The sequence below is a fragment of the Planomonospora sp. ID67723 genome, from assembly GCF_015711605.1.
In the GTDB taxonomy this organism is placed as follows: domain Bacteria; phylum Actinomycetota; class Actinomycetes; order Streptosporangiales; family Streptosporangiaceae; genus Planomonospora_A.
Genome location: NZ_JABTEZ010000001.1, coordinates 1,426,072 through 1,443,414, shown reverse-complemented (window position 1 = coordinate 1,443,414; position 17,343 = coordinate 1,426,072). Strand labels below are relative to the sequence as shown.

General features: G+C 70.5%; 16 protein-coding genes, 3 tRNA genes and 1 pseudogene. 6 read left to right on the top strand and 14 right to left on the bottom strand.

All coding sequences use genetic code 11. From position 1 onward, the window contains the following. Nucleotides 1–39: 39 nt before the first annotated feature. The 6 genes from HS041_RS06855 to HS041_RS06830 all read right to left on the bottom strand — a co-directional run bounded on the left by HS041_RS06855 (nucleotide 40) and on the right by HS041_RS06830 (nucleotide 2,322). The gene (locus HS041_RS06855; protein ID WP_196439635.1) at nucleotides 40–411 is read right to left on the bottom strand and encodes a hypothetical protein; all 372 of its coding nucleotides are present in this window, start codon (nucleotides 409–411) and stop codon (nucleotides 40–42) included. 112 nt (nucleotides 412–523) lie between these two features. After that, nucleotides 524–952 carry a MaoC family dehydratase gene (locus HS041_RS06850; protein WP_196439634.1) on the bottom strand — a complete coding sequence of 143 codons (429 nt, stop codon included), beginning with the start codon at nucleotides 950–952 and terminating at the stop codon, nucleotides 524–526. A 1-nt stretch (nucleotide 953) separates the two neighbouring features. Further along, nucleotides 954–1,400 (bottom strand): MaoC family dehydratase N-terminal domain-containing protein, encoded by a 447-nt coding sequence (locus tag HS041_RS06845; RefSeq protein ID WP_196439633.1) that lies wholly within the window; start codon nucleotides 1,398–1,400, stop codon nucleotides 954–956. A 329-nt stretch (nucleotides 1,401–1,729) separates the two neighbouring features. Further along, complete coding sequence (rpmG, locus tag HS041_RS06840) at nucleotides 1,730–1,894, bottom strand: 50S ribosomal protein L33 (protein ID WP_030921771.1); 165 nt, start codon at nucleotides 1,892–1,894, stop codon at nucleotides 1,730–1,732. A gap of 79 nt (nucleotides 1,895–1,973) precedes the next feature. Beyond that, nucleotides 1,974–2,047 (bottom strand) — tRNA-Met (locus HS041_RS06835). A 199-nt stretch (nucleotides 2,048–2,246) separates the two neighbouring features. Further along, nucleotides 2,247–2,322 (bottom strand) — tRNA-Thr (locus HS041_RS06830). 191 nt (nucleotides 2,323–2,513) lie between these two features. Between HS041_RS06830 and HS041_RS06825 the strand changes: the two genes are divergently transcribed. Continuing rightward, on the top strand, nucleotides 2,514–2,825 hold the full coding sequence (locus HS041_RS06825; protein WP_196439632.1) for a hypothetical protein: 312 nt from the start codon (nucleotides 2,514–2,516) through the stop codon (nucleotides 2,823–2,825). 937 nt (nucleotides 2,826–3,762) lie between these two features. Here HS041_RS06825 and HS041_RS06820 read toward each other — a convergent pair. Then, nucleotides 3,763–3,847: transfer RNA gene (locus HS041_RS06820), tRNA-Tyr, on the bottom strand. 282 nt (nucleotides 3,848–4,129) lie between these two features. Here HS041_RS06820 and HS041_RS06815 point away from each other — a divergent pair. From HS041_RS06815 to HS041_RS38120, 4 genes are all read left to right on the top strand, one after another. Then, complete coding sequence (locus HS041_RS06815; RefSeq protein ID WP_196439631.1) at nucleotides 4,130–4,624, top strand: YajQ family cyclic di-GMP-binding protein; 495 nt, start codon at nucleotides 4,130–4,132, stop codon at nucleotides 4,622–4,624. A 554-nt stretch (nucleotides 4,625–5,178) separates the two neighbouring features. Beyond that, a complete protein-coding gene (locus tag HS041_RS06810; RefSeq protein ID WP_196439630.1) occupies nucleotides 5,179–6,189 on the top strand; it encodes a hypothetical protein in 1,011 nt (336 codons plus the stop codon). Nucleotides 6,190–6,210: 21 nt separating this feature from the next. Further along, a complete protein-coding gene (locus tag HS041_RS06805; protein ID WP_196439629.1) occupies nucleotides 6,211–6,786 on the top strand; it encodes a pyridoxamine 5'-phosphate oxidase family protein in 576 nt (191 codons plus the stop codon). A 208-nt stretch (nucleotides 6,787–6,994) separates the two neighbouring features. Beyond that, nucleotides 6,995–7,375, top strand: a complete 381-nt coding sequence (locus HS041_RS38120) for a sigma-70 family RNA polymerase sigma factor (protein WP_307845196.1) — start codon at nucleotides 6,995–6,997, stop codon at nucleotides 7,373–7,375. Nucleotides 7,376–7,438: 63 nt separating this feature from the next. Here HS041_RS38120 and htpX read toward each other — a convergent pair whose 3' ends face one another. The 7 genes and pseudogenes from htpX to HS041_RS38115 form a co-directional block, all read right to left on the bottom strand. Beyond that, nucleotides 7,439–8,290 carry a zinc metalloprotease HtpX gene (gene htpX / locus HS041_RS06795; RefSeq protein WP_196439628.1) on the bottom strand — a complete coding sequence of 284 codons (852 nt, stop codon included), beginning with the start codon at nucleotides 8,288–8,290 and terminating at the stop codon, nucleotides 7,439–7,441. Nucleotides 8,291–8,407: 117 nt separating this feature from the next. Then, nucleotides 8,408–10,123, bottom strand: a complete 1,716-nt coding sequence (locus HS041_RS06790; protein ID WP_196439627.1) for an NADH-quinone oxidoreductase subunit N — start codon at nucleotides 10,121–10,123, stop codon at nucleotides 8,408–8,410. Further along, a complete protein-coding gene (locus HS041_RS06785) occupies nucleotides 10,120–11,820 on the bottom strand; it encodes a complex I subunit 4 family protein (RefSeq protein WP_196439626.1) in 1,701 nt (566 codons plus the stop codon). The genes HS041_RS06790 and HS041_RS06785 overlap by 4 nt, the downstream gene beginning before the upstream one ends. Before the next feature lie 111 nt (nucleotides 11,821–11,931). After that, a complete protein-coding gene (locus tag HS041_RS06780) occupies nucleotides 11,932–13,926 on the bottom strand; it encodes an NADH-quinone oxidoreductase subunit 5 family protein (protein ID WP_196439625.1) in 1,995 nt (664 codons plus the stop codon). 188 nt (nucleotides 13,927–14,114) lie between these two features. Next, a pseudogene (gene nuoK / locus HS041_RS06775) lies at nucleotides 14,115–14,396 on the bottom strand (NADH-quinone oxidoreductase subunit NuoK); the annotation flags it as partial. A gap of 1 nt (nucleotide 14,397) precedes the next feature. Beyond that, the gene (locus HS041_RS06770; protein WP_196439624.1) at nucleotides 14,398–14,937 is read right to left on the bottom strand and encodes an NADH-quinone oxidoreductase subunit J family protein; all 540 of its coding nucleotides are present in this window, start codon (nucleotides 14,935–14,937) and stop codon (nucleotides 14,398–14,400) included. Beyond that, the gene (locus tag HS041_RS38115; protein ID WP_230878449.1) at nucleotides 14,934–15,758 is read right to left on the bottom strand and encodes a 4Fe-4S binding protein; all 825 of its coding nucleotides are present in this window, start codon (nucleotides 15,756–15,758) and stop codon (nucleotides 14,934–14,936) included. The genes HS041_RS06770 and HS041_RS38115 overlap by 4 nt, the downstream gene beginning before the upstream one ends. Before the next feature lie 244 nt (nucleotides 15,759–16,002). Here HS041_RS38115 and HS041_RS06760 point away from each other — a divergent pair, with 244 nt between their 5' ends. Continuing rightward, nucleotides 16,003–17,328: a protein kinase domain-containing protein gene (locus tag HS041_RS06760; RefSeq protein ID WP_196439623.1), complete on the top strand. Its 1,326-nt coding sequence runs from the start codon at nucleotides 16,003–16,005 to the stop codon at nucleotides 17,326–17,328. The last annotated feature ends 15 nt before the right edge of the window (nucleotides 17,329–17,343 follow it).

Below are 17,343 nucleotides of genomic sequence, written 5' to 3'. Positions count from 1 at the left end.
AGACGGGCCTCGTGGGAGCGGGGCGCGCAGGGCGGGGTCTCAGCTCGCCGCGCCGTGCCGCTCCCCGGAGCCGGGCGCTCCCGCGGGATCCTCGTCCTGGCCCCGGGGCATGGCCTCATCGATGCGCGACGTCGCCGTGGATCCGTCCCAGAGCCGTTGCGAGTGGACCGCCCGCTCGGGATCGCCCTCCAGTTCGTTGTCGCCTTCCCTGCCGACGAGCTCGGAGCCCTCGGGGACCTGTTCCGGTGCCGCCTCCTCGTCGGCGAGCAGCTTGGCGCCGGGCGGGTCGATCCGCTCAGGGGAGCCACCCGGCCGCGCCGCCTCGGCGGCTTCCTCATCCGGCCGATCGTTGACCCGTTCTCCGGCCCGGACTTCGGCTCGATGGCTCACGTGACGTGGTGTTTCGCTCATTTCCTGACGCTACCCACGGGCCGGGAGAAGATTCTCCGGCTCGGCTCGCAGGTCGCGGGCCCGGTCCGGGGCCGCCGGTCCGCGGGCCGGGGGCTCCCGGCCCGCGGCGCGCTCAGGAGAGCTGGACCACCGCGCGGGCCTTGGAGAGCACCCGGGAGTCGGCGCACTTCGCGGTCAGGGCGACCACCACGCGCTTGTCCTCGAGCTTCTCCTCCACGACGCCGCTCACCGTGATGACGGCGCCGTTGTCGTCGTCGGGGACGACCACCATGGAGGAGAAGCGCACCCCGTAGTCGACGACCGCGCCGGGGTCGCCGGCCCAGTCGGTGACGAAGCGGCCCGCCTGGGCCATGGTGAACATGCCGTGCGCGATGACGTCGGGCAGGCCGACGGTCTTGGCGAAACGCTCGTTCCAGTGGATGGGGTTGAAGTCCCCCGACGCGCCGGCGTACATCACCAGGTTGGCGCGGCGGACCGGGTAGTCGGCGGCCGGGATCTCCTGGCCGGTCTCGACCTCGTCGTACTTGACAGTCGCGGCCATGTCAGCCTGCCCCTCCGCGCTCGACGATGGTGTTGTAGGTCGTGCAGACGAGCTCGCCCTCGACGGTCGTGACGTCGCTCCGCACGGTGATGAACTCGTTGCGGCCGACGCTGCGGATGTCGGTCACGGTGGAGACGCTGACCAGCTCGTCACCGGCGTGGACCGGGCGGCGGTACTCGAAGCGCTGCTCGCCGTGGACCACCATCGCGAAGTTCAGACCGAGCTCGGGGTCGGCCAGGATCGCCCCGCCCGACAGGCTGAACACGATGGGGAAGGTCGGCGGGGCGATGACGTCCGGGTGCCCGGCGGCCTGCGCGGCCTCCCTGTCGTGGTAGATCGGGTTGTTGTCGCCGATCGCCGTCGCGAACTCTTTGATCTTCACGCGGCTGACCTCGTAGGGCGCGGAAGGCGCGGACGCCCGCCCGACGAAATCACGGTTCAGAGCCATCGTGCTCCTTTACGGAATCCGAGCTGGTGCGGCGAGATTAACAGAACAAGATTCGGGAGGTCGATCCCCCGCTCGGCCACCAGAAAACCGTAGCCCGGCGCACCCCGGGGCCGCGTGTCGATCGCGGTCAACGCCCGAGCCGGAAAGATGTGCGGATACGACAAACCGGCGTCCTCATACATGAGGACGCCGGTCTGGGGTGCGTGTGTGAGCGCTGGAGAAGTGCTTCATCTCCCGCCGAGGGACGGGAGGCTCCGCAGAGACTGCGGCACGGGGACCCAGCGGGTCTCCTGACGGCGCGGAGGCCGGACGGTCTCCGCGTTCAGGACCTAGCGGGTCTCGCGGTGCGCCTGGTGCGTCTTGCAGTTCGGGCAGTACTTCTTGAGCTCAAGCCGGTCCGGGTCGTTACGCCGGTTCTTCCGCGTGATGTAGTTGCGGTGCTTGCACTCCTGGCAGGCCAGCGTGATCTTCGGCCTAACGTCTGTGGCAGCCACTTGGGAGTGCCTTTCTACGTTCGGGACTGGGACAACCCGCGCCAGAGCCCCTGTTGGTGGATGGGGCCCGGGAGGGTAGTAGCGGAGGCCGGACTTGAACCGGCGACACAACGATTATGAGCCGTTTGCTCTGCCTGACTGAGCTACTCCGCCTTGGAGCCGGTGAAATCGACCGGCCCCGCAAGGATACCCGACTCGCAGTGCTAGTGCGCACTTGCGCACGTCAGGGCGGTCGTCGGGGGATTTCTCCCACCATGCCCGTCTGTGTGCCGGGAACCTTGAGCATTTCCGGGTGGCCTTGACATCCACCCAAGCCGAATGCCCCAACCGAACGGTCAGGGCATCTAGGCTGTGGAGCCCCCAAACGGAATCGAACCGTTGACCTTCTCCTTACCATGGAGACGCTCTGCCGACTGAGCTATAGGGGCCTGTCCGTTGTCGCTGTCGCTCTCGCGGACAGGTGTAACCATACACTCCTCCCGCGCGCGATGTGAAATCGAATGACCGCACGCTGCCGCCCCCTCCACCCGTGCTCCCCGGACCGCCCGCGACGTGACGAGGCCAGACTATGGACCGGATGGTTTTGTCGATCGACGGCTTCTCGGCGACGAGGTGAAGGATGCTGCAGGACCAGCGCAAGTACATGATCCGGGCGCTTGACGAGAGCGACCGGCCGCACCTGTACTGGCACGGCATGGACGACGACGGCCGGGTGTGGCTGTTCGAGACCGTCATCGACGACGGCGGCGAGTACTGGCCGGTCCGCCATGCCGAACTCGGCTCGGACGGCCTCGCCCGGAAGTACTCATGGCGCCATCTGGAGGACGAGCACGGCTTCCTGGCCGAAGGGCCGCTCTATCCGGACGACTTCGGCCTGAACTCCCTGACCGCCGAGGAGTTCGCCACCCTGTGGGCCGCGCTCGACAGGTGACCGCCTGCCGCGGCCACGCCCGCGGCGCCCTGATGAGACTCCCGTCCACCGGGAGCGAATTCCGTCCGGCGGACGTTCCTCTGTCGAGCGCGAATGATCCGATTCTCCGGAGGGCAAGTGATCGAAGGCATCGTCGCCGTCGGCGGTCTCATCGCGACCATCGGCAGCCTCGCTGTGGCCGTTGCGGCGATCCGCTTCGCGGCCCGGCAGAGTGCCGCTCATCGGCCAGTGTCCCGTCCGGGGGAACCGACCCGGAAGCGCCTGCGCGTCCCGCACTCGGAAGTGTCCCCGCTCCGGTGCGGCAGACGGTCTAGCCGACCCTCGATTGATGCGCACCCCCCAGGTCCGGCGGGCCGACGGCAGCCCGGCCTTCCTCAAACTCACTCCCGAGCCGGAGATCGGCCTCACCGAGGCGGTCGCACTCCGGGCATGGGCGGACGACTCTCACGGGTCTCGTCGATCGACTCGGACAGCGAGTCGGGATCGCTGCTGCTGGAAGCCGTAGAACCCGGCAGCAGGGTCGACCGGTTGCCGATCGGAGACATCACGATGCTTCTCCGCGGCCTCCGTCCGACGACCGTCCCCAGGAACGGGCTTCCCGTACTTCGCCGACGCGTCGACTTCCTCTTCGACCCGGCCGCCGGTCGATGGCAGGACAGTCCCGCACCGCCGCCTTCGATCCGCTCCTGCCTCAGCTCGGCCGTCACAGCTGGTGAGACCCCATAACCCCGGAGAGTGCGCCGAAAGGCAAGCCCTCCGATGAGGCATCGTGTCTACGGCTGGGCCTGGTGGATCACGCTCATCGCTGGGGTCGTCATGATGTCCAAGCTCGATGACCGCGGTGACGATCAATCAGGGGTAACCACGGGGGCTCGCGGGAGATCGACGAAAAAGGCCCCGACCTGCATCTCTGCTGGTCAGGGGCCTTATCTGCTGCTGGTGGCAGGTGCAGGACTTGAACCTGCGTAGGCTGAGCCGACGGTTTTACAGACCGCTCCCTTTGACCACTCGGGCAACCTGCCGCATCATCCGCTCGAAGCGGCGACAGGAAGAAGAATAGCGGACTTCGGGACGTGATGTGACATCGGCGGCGACCACCCCCGGCAGCTCGCCGTACCAGGGTGTGAGCAGGGCATTCGGGTCTTCACCATGATCACTGCCCTGCCCGGGGCGAGGGCGCCGACGGCGATCCGGGACACCCCCTTTTGCGCCGTAAGCGTTCCGGTGTTGACGATCACCTTCGCCATCTGCCGATGGGCGAAGCGCTATGGTCGTTCGGGAGAGTCAGAGAGGACAGTCGACGCATGGCCGACAGCAGTTTCGACATCGTCAGCAAGATCGACCACCAGGAGGCCGACAACGCGCTGAACCAGACGGTCAAGGAGGTCGGGCACCGGTTCGACTTCAAGGGCACTGGCGCGAGCATCGCTTGGTCCGGCGGTCAGAAGGCCGTCGAGATCAAGGCCAACAGCGAGGAGCGAGCCAACGCGGTCCTCGACGTGTTCAAGGACAAGCTGATCAGGCGGGGCCTGTCGCTCAAGATCCTTGACGCGGGCGAGCCCAAGCTGTCCGGCAAGGAGTACCGCCTCATGGTCACCCTCAAGGAGGGCATCGACCAGGAGCACGCCAAGAAGATCTCGAAGATCATCCGAGACGAGGGCCCGAAGGGCGTCAAGGCCCAGATCCAGGGCGACGAACTGCGGGTGAGCTCCAAGAAGCGAGACGAACTCCAGGAGGTCATCGCCCTGCTCAAGGGCAAGGACCTGGAGATCGCCCTCCAGTTCACGAACTACCGCTAGCCGGACGGGTGATCAGGGCTCGGGCCTGGGATTCCAGCGCCCTGCCCCTGCCGGAGGGCCGCATCCGGGGCACGCAGCCGGCGCAGGCGTCCGCCTGCGCCGTGGATGCCGCGCACCGCTGTCCCGGCCGCCGAGAGGTGCCGCGTGTCGTCACCGCGGCGGGGCGGTTCCTCTGCCCGCCGCGGGGACAGGACCGCGCTCGTAGGCGGCGATGACGGGCCGGGCACGACAGTCGTTCGGCGAGGGGCTCGCCGTCGCGGCCTCCGGTGGTCCGCACTACCCGGCGCCGGACACCTCCGCCGGCCGTGCCCGACCTCCCCGGCGGAGACACCGCCTCCCGTTACGCTGGAGGAACGGCTGCGCGGCCGGTGCGGACGAACGGACCCACGCCGAATCCGCGTGCCGGGTGAGCCGGTGGCTCGACGCTGACGGCGGGCGGCCCGCCGTGCTCGATCCGGTCTCGCGCATGGCCGTGGGGGAGCCGTTCGTGGCCGATTCGTGACGCAACCTTTCGTCACCATCCCGCATCTACCAGGTGACGAAAGGATTCCCCGATGGCCCCCATCAACCCCTCCCGCGGCCTCGCCGCACTCGCCCTGGCCGCCGCAGCGGCCTCCACCGTGATCGTCGCCCCGGCGCAGGCGTATACGGGAGCCGCCTCCGCCGACGCCGTCCGGTACGCATGGATCGGCAGTTGCCCGAAGAAGGACTACACCGTCCCCTGCGGCGACTGGACGCTGACCATGCGCAGCGGGAAGACCATCAAGCTGACCGACGCCCAGGTCCACCCGAAGAACGCCGAGGGCAAGGTGGACAAGGAGAGCACCGCCCTGTTCGCGGTCAGCGGTGACGGTCGTTTCGTCAACTACTTCAAGGACGGCAAGCTCGTCATCCGCGACGTGAACAGCGGGGAGGTCCGCCCGCTGCCCGGCAAGGCCGCCACCCTCCCCAAGGGGCTGGGCATGGTCGACGTCGACACGGTGATCTCCCCGGACGGCTCGATCCTCGTGGTCGACTACTACGACTCGGCGGAGAAGCTCCCCACGCTCGTCACGAACCTGAAGACCGGCAAGGTCGTCACGCTGCCGACCAGCAACAGCGTGCAGAGCTTCAGCCCGGACGGCGAGCACCTGCTCACCAGCCGGTTCACCGACGACAACACCACCGAGTTCGCGGTCTTCGACGCCGAGGGCAAGCAGACCTCGAGCCAGGTCGTCCCGCAGATCGTGTCCAACAACAGCCCGATCGCGCTGGCCGACGACGGCAACACGGTGGCCGTGGTCGTCACGGGCGGGTCGAACAAGCCCCGCCTGCGCACCTACGACCTGGCCGCCGACACCGTCTCCGAGGCCGTCGCGCTCGGCACCCCCAAGAACGAGACCGCACAGCGCCTCTTCTGGGACCCCGCCGGCACGCTCACGCTCTGGACCTCCCGCGAGAGCGGAGACGAGAAGACCATCGCGGCCGTGCAGCGGACGGTGAACGCCGAGACCGGCGCCACCCGAAAGCTGGACTCCTTCCGGGTCAAGAGCGCCACGTGGACCTGGTGGCTGCCCGGCGAGTGATAGCCGGATATCTTCCCCTTCATGGGGAAAATTCATGACCGGATCAACGACCGGCTGCGCAAGTTCATCGGAGCGCAGCCGGTCTACTTCGTCGCCACCGCCCCCGAACACGGCGGTCACGTCAACGTCTCCCCCAAGGGATACGCCGACACCTTCAGCGTGCTCGACGACACCACGGTCGCCTACCTCGATCTCGACGGCAGCGGCGTCGAGACCATCGCCCACCTCCGCCAGAACGGCCGCATCACGGTCATGTTCTGCGCCTTCTCCGGCCCGCCGAACATCGTGCGCCTGTACGGCACCGGCCGGGTGGTCGTCCCCGAGGACCCGGAGTTCGCCGAGCTGATCAAGCGGTTCGGCCCGCATCCCGGGGTACGGTCGGTCATCGTCGTCGACTGCGACCGCATCGCCGACTCCTGCGGCTACTCGGTGCCCTTCATGTCCTTCGACGAGGACCGCACGCTGCTGGACGAGTGGGCCCAGCGCAAGGACACCCAGGCCAAGCGGGCCTACCGGGCCAAGCACAACCGCGAGAGCATCGACGGCATCCCCGGCCTCGCTCCGGAGGAGACCGACCCGGTCGTGCACCACTCCTGAACCGGTATTCCCGAGAGGTTCCGACCTCGGCGGCCCTCACGCGTGTTGTCAACAGGCGGGAGGAGACCGCGTCGGACCGTTATGACGGCTTCCGTGAGTTCGTACGCGCCCGCCAGCAGTCGCTGATCCGGACCGCGTACCTGCTCACAGGAGACGTCCACCTTGCCGAGGACCTGCTGCAGAGCGTTCTCATCAGGGTCGCCGGGCAGTGGCCCAAGCTCCTGCGGGACGGCAATCCCGAGGCGTGCACCCGCAAGGCGCTGGTCAACCAGCACGTCTCCTGGCGGCGCCGGATCCGCAAAGAGCCGCCCGGCGCCGCCCGCCCGAGCACGGCCACTCCCACGGCGACTCCACAGTCGACCGGATCGTCCTCCGTCAGGCCCTCACCCGGCTGACTCCCCGGCAGCGTGCCGTGATCGTCCTGCGCTTCTACGAGGACCGCAGCGAACGCGAGACCGCCGAGCCGCTGAACTGCTCGCTCGGCACCGTCAAGAACCAGACCTGCCACGCGCTGGGACGCCTGCGCGTGCTCGCACCCGAGCCGGCCCACCTGTTCGCCGGGATCGAGACCCTGGAGGGGAACCGATGACCCGGCTGCGCGACACCCCGCATGAGATCCCGGACGAGGCCCCGGGCCGGTGAGGCCGACGGTTCAGCGGCGGTAGCCGGCCATCCGCTCCAGCCTCGCGACCCGCTCGGAGGTGGGCGGGTGGGTGGAGAACATCCGGCCGATTCCCGCCCCCCGGAAGGGGTTGGCGATCATGAGGTGGGACGCGGAGGCGAGACGCCCGTTCTCGGGGAGCGGCAACTGCCGCGCACCCATCTCGATCTTCCGCAGCGCCGAGGCCAGAGCCAGCGGGTCACCGGTCAGCCGGGCGCCCGACTCGTCCGCCTGGAACTCGCGGGACCGGGAGATGGCCAGCTGGATCATCCCGGCGGCGACCGGGCCGAGCACCATCATGAGCAGCGCGCCCAGGAAGCCGGGCCCCTCGTCGTCGTCCCCTCCGCCGAAGAACAGGCCGGCGTAGCCGAGGTAGGTGATCATCGCGGAGAGGGCGCCGGCCACCGAGGAGATCAGGATGTCCCGGTTGTAGACATGGGAGAGCTCGTGCCCGATGACCCCGCGCAGCTCGCGCTCGTCGAGGAGCTGAGTGATGCCGTAGGTCACGCAGATCGCGGCGTTGCGCGGGTTGCGGCCGGTCGCGAAGGCGTTGGGCTGCATGGTCGGCGAGACGTAGAGCCGGGGCATGGGCTGGCGGGTCTCGGTGGAGAGCTCGCGCACGATCCGGTAGAGGACCGGTTGCTCGACCTCGCCGACCGGCCGGGCCCGCATGGCGGACAGGGCGATCCGGTCGGAGAAGAAGTAGGCGGCGCCGTTGGCCAGCAGGGCGACCAGGACCGCGAGTTGCACGCCGGTGCCGCCTCCCAGCCACGCCCCCACCGCGATGATCACCGCGGAGAGCGCGCCGAGGAGGACTGCGGTACGCAGGCCGTTGTGGCGCACCACATCCCCCTTTCGGTGATGGTGATTCACCTGTCCAACGTCTCCGGCCTGGCCGAACGTTCCCGGCGACGGCGAGGGGGTTCCCCGGCCTGTGACGGCGGTGACGCGGGGGGACTGTCAGCCGGAGCCGGTGAAGGCTCCCGGCACCAGGTCGAGCGCCCATTGCGGAGCCACCGAGAACGCCACCGCGACGAGCCCCGTCAGGGCGATCGCCACGCCCACGGGCAGCACCCCCCGGTGCGTACCGCCCGTCCCGAAGACCGCACCGGCGCTCTCGCCTCCTCCTGTGACGGCCGGGCCCGCGCCGCCGTCCAGCGGTACGCGAACGGGAGCGAAGATCCGTACGGCCCAGGCGATGTAGTAGTAGAGACCGATGACGGTGTTGACCGCCATCACCGCGGCCAGCCAGGCCCCTCCGCCGTCGACGATCTCCCTGAACACCACGATCTTGGCGAACAGCCCGGCCAGCCCCGGCGGCAGCCCGGCCAGGCAGACCAGGAAGAACGCCAGTCCCAGTCCGGCCGCCGGGCTCCGGAACACCAGTCCCCGGTAGTCGTCGAGCTCACCGCCGTCCCGCCGTGACACCAGCATGACCACGGTGAAAGCCCCGAGGTTCATCGCCGCGTAGAAGACCAGGTAGGCGATGGAGGCGCCCATCGCCTCGCGGCTCTGGACGCCGAGCGGGGCGAGGATGTAACCGGACTGGGCAACGGAGGACCACGCGAGCAGGCGGACGGCGTTGCGCTGCCGGAGCGCCAGGAGGTTGCCCGCGGTCATGGTCAGCGCGGCGATGATCGCGATGATCGGGGCCCAGACGGCGGCCTGGTCGCCCAGGGCGGCGACCAGCACGAGGATCAGCCCCGCGAACCCCGCCGCCTTGGAGATCACCGAGAGCAGCGCCGCCACCGGGATCGGAGCCCCCTGGTAGACGTCGGCCGCCCAGGCGTGGAACGGCACCGCCGCGACCTTGAAGGCGAACCCGGCGATGACCAGCACCACGGCCACGGTGACCACGGGCGGAAGGTCGTAGGTGATCTCCAGGAGGGAGGTGTAGGCCGCATCGCTCCGGTCGGCCTGGCCGACCCCGCCGGCGCCGGAGAGCGCCTCGGGCCGCCCCGACCCCGTTACGGACTCGTGAAGGGTCTCCCGCAGGGTCTGGGCCAGCCGGTCGAGATAGACGGTCCCGGTCATGCCGTAGAGGAGGGAGACGCCGAAGAGCATCACCGCCGTCGAGACCACCGAGACCAGGAAGAGCTTGACGGCGGCCTCGGAGGCCCGCCCGTCGTAACGTCTGAGCGCGGTGAGCGCGAAGACCGGCAGCGAGACCAGCTCCAGCGCGACCACCAGCATGACCATGTCCCTCGCGGCGGGCAGGGAGACCGCTCCGACAAGGGCGCAGAGCAGCAGGAAGTACCACTCGCCGACGGGGACGTCCCCGTCGGCGAGCTCCGCCATCGACAGCAGCACCACGACGGCTCCGGCCAGGAGCACGAGTCCCGCGAAGACCAGGGTGAAACCGTCCACCACGAACGAGCACGAGGCACCGGCCGCCGCGGAGGGTCCGCCCGCGGGGGGAAGGGCGCCCAGCCCGGCTCGCGCGGGACCCGCCAGGCCTTCGGGGACGCAGAACGTCCGCAGCGGGGCCCCGCCGCGCAGCGCCTGGGAGACGACCACGCCCAGCGCCCCCAGCACTCCGGCCAGCGTGATCAGCCCCAGCGCGGGCCGCGCGTACGGCCTGCGCGGCAGGAAGGCGTCCAGGAGCAGGACGAGCCCGGCGACCAGCGCGAGGATCAGCGGTGCGGCGATCGCGTAGTAGTCGATCGACTGGATCACGGTGCCCCCATGAAGGTCCGGACCACCGGATCGGTGATGAGGAGGAGCGCCTTCGGCCAGAGGCCGAACAGCAGGATCAGCAGGATCAGCGGCACCCAGGCGGCCAGTTCGTGCCCCATGACGTCGCGGAGCCCGCCGCCTCTGGCGGCGCCTCCGGATCCTGCGCCCTTCCCTCCGGTTGCGTCCTTCCCGTCGCCGTCGCCGTCGCCGTCACCTGCGGCATGGGCCCCGGCGTCCGGGAGGGCCGGGGCATCGGGTCCGGCGGAGCCTCCCGCCGCGGCGAGCACGGGAGCGTGGACGGTCTCGGTGGGACGTCCGTGGGTGACGCGGGAGAGCATCACCAGGAAATAGGCGGCAGTCAGCACGGCGCCGAGGCCGCCGACGGCCATGAAGGCCAGGAAGAGCGGGCGGGACAGGCCCGGGGCCGGTTCGAAGGCTCCGAGGAGGGCGAGCATCTCGCCCCAGAAACCGGCCAGTCCCGGCAGTCCGAGCGAGGCGATGCAGGCGAAGGTCAGCAGGGATCCGAGGTGGGGCAGGCGGGAGAGCATGCCCCCGCCGAGCGCGGGCATGTCGGCGGTGCCGTACCGCTCCTTGATCGCCCCGGCGACGAAGAACAACAGGCCCGTGATCAGGCCGTGGGCGATGTTGCCGAACAGGGCGGCGTTGACGCCGACCGGGGTCAGCGTGGCGAAGCCGAGCAGCACGAAGCCCATGTGCCCGATCGAGGAGTAGGCGATCATCCGCTTGAGGTCGCGCTGGGCCAGGCAGGCGAGGGAGCCGTAGATGATGCCGATCACCGCCAGGGCGCCCAGCCAGGGGGCGACCTCGGCGGCGCCGTCAGGCAGGACCGGGATCGCGATGCGGGCGAAGCCGTAGGTGCCCATCTTGAGCAGCACACCCGCCAGGAGCACCGAGCCGACGGTGGGCGCCTCGGTGTGGGCATCGGGCAGCCAGGTGTGCAGCGGCCACATCGGGGTCTTGACCGCCAGGCCGATCCCGACCGCGACGAAGGCGATGACCTGCACCGAATGAGACATGCCGGTGCCGTGCGCCCGGGCGAGGGCGACCATGTCCAGGGTGCCGGTCTGGGCCCAGATGAGCAGGAGGCCGAGCAGCAGCACGACCGAGCCGAGCAGCGTGTAGAGGATGAACTTGACCGCCGCCGCCCGGCGGGCCCGACCGCCCCAGACGGCGATCACGAAGTACATCGGGATGAGGACGACCTCGAAGAACACGAAGAACAGCAGCAGGTCGAGGGCGAGGAACGTGCCGATCATGCCGACTTCGAGGACGAGCAGCGTGAAGACCAGGGCACGCGGCCTGTTTCCGCCCGCCTTGGGTCGCAGCAGCTGCCCGGGGCCGTCGGCGCGGCCCCGGCACAGGTAGACGAAGCACAGGAAGGTCAGCAGCGCGGTCAGCACGACCAGCGGCATCGAGATCCCGTCGACCCCGAGGTGGAACCTGAGGTCCAGGCCGGGGATCCAGGCCAGGTCGGTCTCGAACTGCACCCGGGCCGGGTCGCCGTAGTCGAAGGTGGCCGCGAGCACCACGGCCAGCACGAACGTCACCCCGGAGACGGCCAGGCCGTGGACGCGGAGCAGCCTCCCCCGGGAGGCGGCGTCCATCCGCGACGGCGCGAGCAGCGCGGCGGCCCCGGCCAGCGGCGCCGCGAGCAGCAGGATCGGCAACCAGTTCACGGGACGGCCACCTCACCCGGTGAGGTCATCGATGTCGCGGTCATCGCCGCATCACCACCGGCCGGATCAGCAACAGCACCACGAGAGCCACCAGGAACAGCATGAGGAAGATCAACCGAACACCACCGCCCCGACCGCGATGAGGAGCACGCCCGCGAGCAGGCCGGTCACGTAGAGCTGGACGTTGCCGTTCTGCGCGAGGCGAACCAGGCCGGACAGGCCCAGAGCCGCCCGGCCCGAGCCGCGCACCGCGCCGTCCACCACATGGTCGTCGGCGCGGACGACCATGCGGGCGAGGGCGAGGACCGGGCGGGCGAACAGCGCCTGGTAGGCGGAGTCGACGTAGAAGGCCCGCTCGCAGGGGACGCGGAAGGGGCCGAGCATGCGAGCCGGATCGTTCACGGGGTCGCTCCGCCAGAAGGCGTAGACCGCTCCGGCACCGAGCAGGGCCACGGCGACGCTCAGCGCGGCCGTGCCCCAGTGGACACCGGTGAGACCGGCGAACCCCAGCAGCAGCGCCGGGACCGCGAGGACGGTGATCGGCCAGCGCATGGTGGCGGGGGCCTCCCGGGTGTCGATCACGTGGGCCGTGCCGGGGGCGGGCTCGGGGAGCGCGGTGACCGTGCGGGGCCCGAAGAACGTCCGCAACCACGCGCGGGTGGCGTAGGCGCCGGTCACCGCGATCGTGGCCAGGGCGCTGCCGTACAGCAGCAGGGCGGCCGCGTCGGTGAGCGGCCCCTGCGCGACGGAGCGCTCGACGGCGACCAGCACCTCGTCCTTGCTGAAGAAGCCGCTGGCCGGAGGGAGGCCCATCAGCGCGGCGAAGCCGACCGTCATCGTGACGAAGGTGACGGGAAGCTCCCGGCGGAGACCTCCCATCGAACTCATCAGGTTGGATCCCACCGCGTGGATGACCACCCCGGCGCAGAGGAAGAGCAGCGCCTTGAACGCGCCGTGGGTGACCAGGTGGAAGACGGCCGCGTCGGCGGAGCCGGCGGCCAGCGCCGCCGCCATGTAGGCGAGCTGGCTGATCGTGGAGTAGGCCAGGACGCGCTTGAGGTCGTCTTGCGCGAGGGCCGCCAGCGCAGCGCCGAGCATGCCGAGCGCGGCGAGGACGGCGAGCACGTCCATGGTGGGTCCGGCGGCGAGGAAGACGGGGTGGAGCCGGGCGACGATGAAGATCCCGGCGGCGACCATGGTGGCGGCATGGATGAGCGCGCTGATCGGGGTCGGGCCCGCCATCGCGTCCGGGAGCCAGGTGTGCAGCGGGACCTGGGCGCTCTTGCCCGCCACCCCGGCGAGGAGCAGCATGGTCGCGGCGATGACCGTGCCGGAGGACATGTCCGGGAGCGCGGCGAGGACGTCGGCGATCCTGAAGCTGCCGGCCGCCGTGCCGAGGACGAAGATCCCGAACAGGAAGCCGACGTCGCCGAGCCGGGTGACCAGGAACGCCTTGACCGCGGCCCGGGAGTTGGCCCGGTCCTCCCACCAGTGCCCGATCAGCAGGTAGGAGCACAGACCCATGATCTCCCAGCCCACGTAGAGGACGAGGAGGTCGGCCGCGTAGACGACCAGGAGCATGGCGCTGGTGAACAGGCTGATGAAAGCGCTGTAGGAGGGGTAGCGGCGGTCGCCGTGCAGGTAGCCGACGGAGTAGATCTGCACGGCGAGCGCGACCACCGTGACCAGCACGCCGATCGTCGCGGCGAGGCCGTCGACGAGCAGCCCGACGGAGATCGGGACCGAGCCCGTGTCGATGACGGTGAGCGTGCCCGTGACGCCTTCCATCCCGGGCACGACGGTGGACCCGGCCGAGGCCGGGAACGGCTCTCCTCCGCCCGCGCCGAGCCCCGTCCAGCCGGCGTAGGCCAGCCAGCCCGCGAGGGCCGCGGAGACCGCCGCGGGCACGACGGCGATCCAGGCGGCCCGGCGGCCCGCCACCCGGTCGGTCTGCTCCGTCTCGTGCGCGTCCCGGGCCTGCGTCGCCCCGGCCCGGGCGTCGGCGGCGCTCTCACCGCGGACGCGCCCGGGCCATCGGGAGCCGAGAAGACCGGCGACGGCGGCCAGGAACGGCAGCAGGACGGTGAGCGCGGCGATCGTGATCATGACGTCTCCTCCGCTCGGGCCACGCGCTCCGGCCCGGCCCCCGGCGCCGCGGCGGCCCCGGCGGGCGGCCCGCCCTCGCCTCCGGGCCGGCCCCGGCCGGCGACCGCGGGGGAATCGGGTCCCGTGGGGGACGCGGCGGAGGCCGGGTCCGCCGCGGAGGGCGGAGTCTCGGCGAGGGTGCGGAGACGGTCGAGATCCACGGTCCGGCGGTTGCGGTAGAGCGCCAGGACGATCGCCAGGCCGAGTCCCACCTCGGCGGCGGCGATCACTATGACGAAGAGCGTGAGGACCTGGCCGCCGTGGAGCCGGTCGCGCAGCCACACGTCGAAGGCGACCAGGTTGAGGTTGACCGCGTTGAGCATGAGCTCGACGGACATCAGGACCAGGATGGTGTTGCGGCGGGCGAGCACGCCGTACACGCCGATGGAGAACAGCAGGGCCGAGACGATCGCCGGGTAGACGACGTGCACGTCAGTCCCTCCCCCGGATGTCGGTGCGGGAGATGACGATGGCGCCGATCAGGGCGGCCAGCAGGAGGACCGAGAGCGCCTCGAAGGGCAGCACCCAGTTGCGGAAGACGGCGGAGCCGAGCTCCTTGGCCGAACCCGTCGCGGAGTCGAGGGGGGCGTAGGCCGTGCGGAAACCGTCGACGACCACGGTCACCAGCACGACCGCGGTCGCGATCGCCACCACCGCGGCGACGATCTTGTTTCCGCTGTCCAGGTCGGCGGCCCTGCCGATCGGGGCGCGGGTGAGCATGATGCCGAACAGCAGCAGGACGACGACGGCCCCGACGTAGATCAGCACCTGGACCCACGCGACGAACTCGGCCGTCAGGACCAGGTAGCACCCCGCCAGGGCGCCGAAGCAGAGGACCAGCCAGAGCGCGGCGTGGACGAGCTGCCTGGTGACCACGACCAGGAGCGCCGACCCGACCGCCACCGCACCCAGGAGGAGGAAGACGATCTCCTGACCGGTCGGCGACAGGTAGGACGGCACCGTTTCCGTCACGACTCCTCCTCGGGCTCTCCACCGGGGTCCGTGCCAGCAGTCTGCTCCGGCGTGCCCTTCACCGGCGGCAGGTCGCCCCCACCTGTGGACGACGTGTCGGATGACGGCCCGCCTGTGGACGGCGTTCCGGTGGCCGGCGGGTCAGGGTCGGGGGACGGACCCGGCTTCTTCGGGAGCGCGCCCGGCGGCTTGATCGCCCGGACGCTGGCATGCCCGGCGCCCGGCCGTGCGGGCCGCTCATCCCTGCCCGGCCGCTCCCCGGCGGGCCTCTCCTCCCTGCCCGGCCGTGCGGGCCGCTCCTCGCCGCCGGGCCGTACGGTCTCCGCCTCCCCGGCGGCACCCGGACGGGCGCGGGCGGCACGAGGGGCGTCGGGACGGGCGGGACGGGAGGCCGCGGCGAGCTCCTTGGGCGGGTCGGCGTTGGGCTCGTGGGCGGGCGGCGGCGGAACCGTCTGCACCCAGGCCGCCAGGCGGTCCTTCTCGTGGACGAGGTTGCGGATGTCGCCCTCGGCGTACTCGAACTCCGGCGACCAGAACAGCGCGTCGAAGGGGCAGACCTCGATGCAGATCCCGCAGTACATGCACAGGGAGAAGTCGATCGCGAAGCGGTCGAGCACGTTCCGGGCGCGCGGGCGCCCGCCCTCCGGGGCGGGGAGCGTCTCCTTGTGCGAGTCGATGTAGATGCACCAGTCGGGACACTCACGGGCGCAGAGCATGCACACCGTGCAGTTCTCCTCGACCAGCGCGATCACCCCCCGGCTGCGGGCGGGCAGGTCCGGCCGCACCTCGGGGTACTGCTGGGTCACCGACCTGCTCAACATGTGCCGAAGGGTGACCGACAGCCCCTTCGCCAGTCCTACTCCTGGTATCCGCGCCACTTCAACATCATGACGTACGGCACGCCGCTCGGGAATGCGGCAGTCCGGGGGAGGACGCCGTTCCCCGACTTCCCCGGTTATCCACAGCAGTTATCCACAGTCTGTGTGTTCGACTCCTGTGCCCGATCGCGGGAAACCATCGGTAAGGGGACTGCAAGAGTCTTCAGATGTACGTATTGTTCGCGCCATGTCCCAGCAGTACGGCCCCAACTGGCGCCCGCACCACCCGCAGCAGCCGCACGGGCCGCAGCCCGTGCCCTCCAACACGGGCCTGACCGTGCTGTGGGCGATGGTCCCCCTGTTCACCTGCGGGTTCGGAACGCCGTTCATCATGGGATTCGCCGCACGGCGGCTGCGGAGCGTGCCCCTCGTCTTCGCGACCGCCCTGTACACCCTCGGGATGGGCGTGTTCGTCATCGGGGCGGGCACCTACGGGGACTCCGACCTGATCCCGGGCTGGCTGAACGCCGTGCTCACGATCGGGCTGCTCGGCAGCTGGCTCGGCGGGATGATCCACGCCCTGATCATCCGGGGTTCGGTCTTCCGTCAGCAGCCCGGGATCCAGCAGGTCCACCACGCCCCGGCCCACCCTTCCGCCGGGCCGTACCCTCCCCCCGTGGCGACCACCCAGCCCTCGCACATGCACACCCCGATCCCTCCGCAGCACCATTTCCAGAGCCAGCCCACCCAGGGGCACCACCCCCAGGACCAGCACGTACGGCAGCCGCAGCCCGCTCCGGCCCCGAACGGCTGGATCGGGCCCTACCGGCTGATCGGCAGCCTCGGCAAGGGCGGCCAGGGCACGGTCCACCTGGCTCTCACCCCGCAGGGGCAGAAAGTGGCGATCAAGGTCCTGCACGAGCACTTCGTCGGGGACCGCGCCGCCCGGGAGCGGTTCCTGCGCGAGGTGGAGGCGACGCGCAAGGTCGCGACGTTCTCCACCGCCCGCGTGCTGGACGTGAGCATCAACGACGACCAGGCCTACGTCGTCAGCGAGTACGTGGACGGGGTCTCGCTGGAGCAGCTCGTGCGCGACCGGGGACCGCGGGACGGCGACGGGCTGACCCGGCTGGCCCTGTCCACCGCCGGGGCGCTGGCCGCCATCCACCGGGCGGGGATCGTGCACCGGGACTTCAAGCCGGCCAACGTGCTGATCGGCGCCGACGGCCCCCGGGTGATCGACTTCGGCATCGCCCGCGCGCTGGACCAGGTCACCGCGACCTCCAGTGTCATGGGCACCCCCGCCTACATGTCCCCCGAGCAGCTCGCCGGCGGGCACGTCGGCCCGGAGTCCGACGTGTTCAGCTGGGCGTCCACCATGATCTACGCCGCCTCGGGCCGCGTCGCCTTCGGCTCGGACACCATCCCGGCCATCCTCAACCGGGTGATCAACCACCAGCCGGACCTGTCACCGCTGCCGCCCTCCCTGCGCCCGCTGGCCGCCGCCTGCCTGGAGAAGCACCCCGCCAACCGGCCCACGGCCGCCGACATCATGCTGCGGATCGTCCAGTGAGCCCGGGAGGCGGGG

What these genes read in the sequence shown, in the direction of transcription:
- HS041_RS06855 (WP_196439635.1), bottom strand. Translation starts at nt 411, where the DNA reads ATGAGCGAAACACCACGTCACGTGAGCCATCGAGCCGAAGTCCGGGCC.
- HS041_RS06850 (WP_196439634.1), bottom strand. Translation starts at nt 952, where the DNA reads ATGGCCGCGACTGTCAAGTACGACGAGGTCGAGACCGGCCAGGAGATC.
- HS041_RS06845 (WP_196439633.1), bottom strand. Translation starts at nt 1,400, where the DNA reads ATGGCTCTGAACCGTGATTTCGTCGGGCGGGCGTCCGCGCCTTCCGCG.
- HS041_RS06825 (WP_196439632.1), top strand. Translation starts at nt 2,514, where the DNA reads ATGCTGCAGGACCAGCGCAAGTACATGATCCGGGCGCTTGACGAGAGC.
- HS041_RS06815 (WP_196439631.1), top strand. Translation starts at nt 4,130, where the DNA reads ATGGCCGACAGCAGTTTCGACATCGTCAGCAAGATCGACCACCAGGAG.
- HS041_RS06810 (WP_196439630.1), top strand. Translation starts at nt 5,179, where the DNA reads ATGGCCCCCATCAACCCCTCCCGCGGCCTCGCCGCACTCGCCCTGGCC.
- HS041_RS06805 (WP_196439629.1), top strand. Translation starts at nt 6,211, where the DNA reads ATGGGGAAAATTCATGACCGGATCAACGACCGGCTGCGCAAGTTCATC.
- HS041_RS06780 (WP_196439625.1), bottom strand. Translation starts at nt 13,926, where the DNA reads ATGATCACGATCGCCGCGCTCACCGTCCTGCTGCCGTTCCTGGCCGCC.
- HS041_RS38115 (WP_230878449.1), bottom strand. Translation starts at nt 15,758, where the DNA reads ATGTTGAGCAGGTCGGTGACCCAGCAGTACCCCGAGGTGCGGCCGGAC.
- HS041_RS06760 (WP_196439623.1), top strand. Translation starts at nt 16,003, where the DNA reads ATGTCCCAGCAGTACGGCCCCAACTGGCGCCCGCACCACCCGCAGCAG.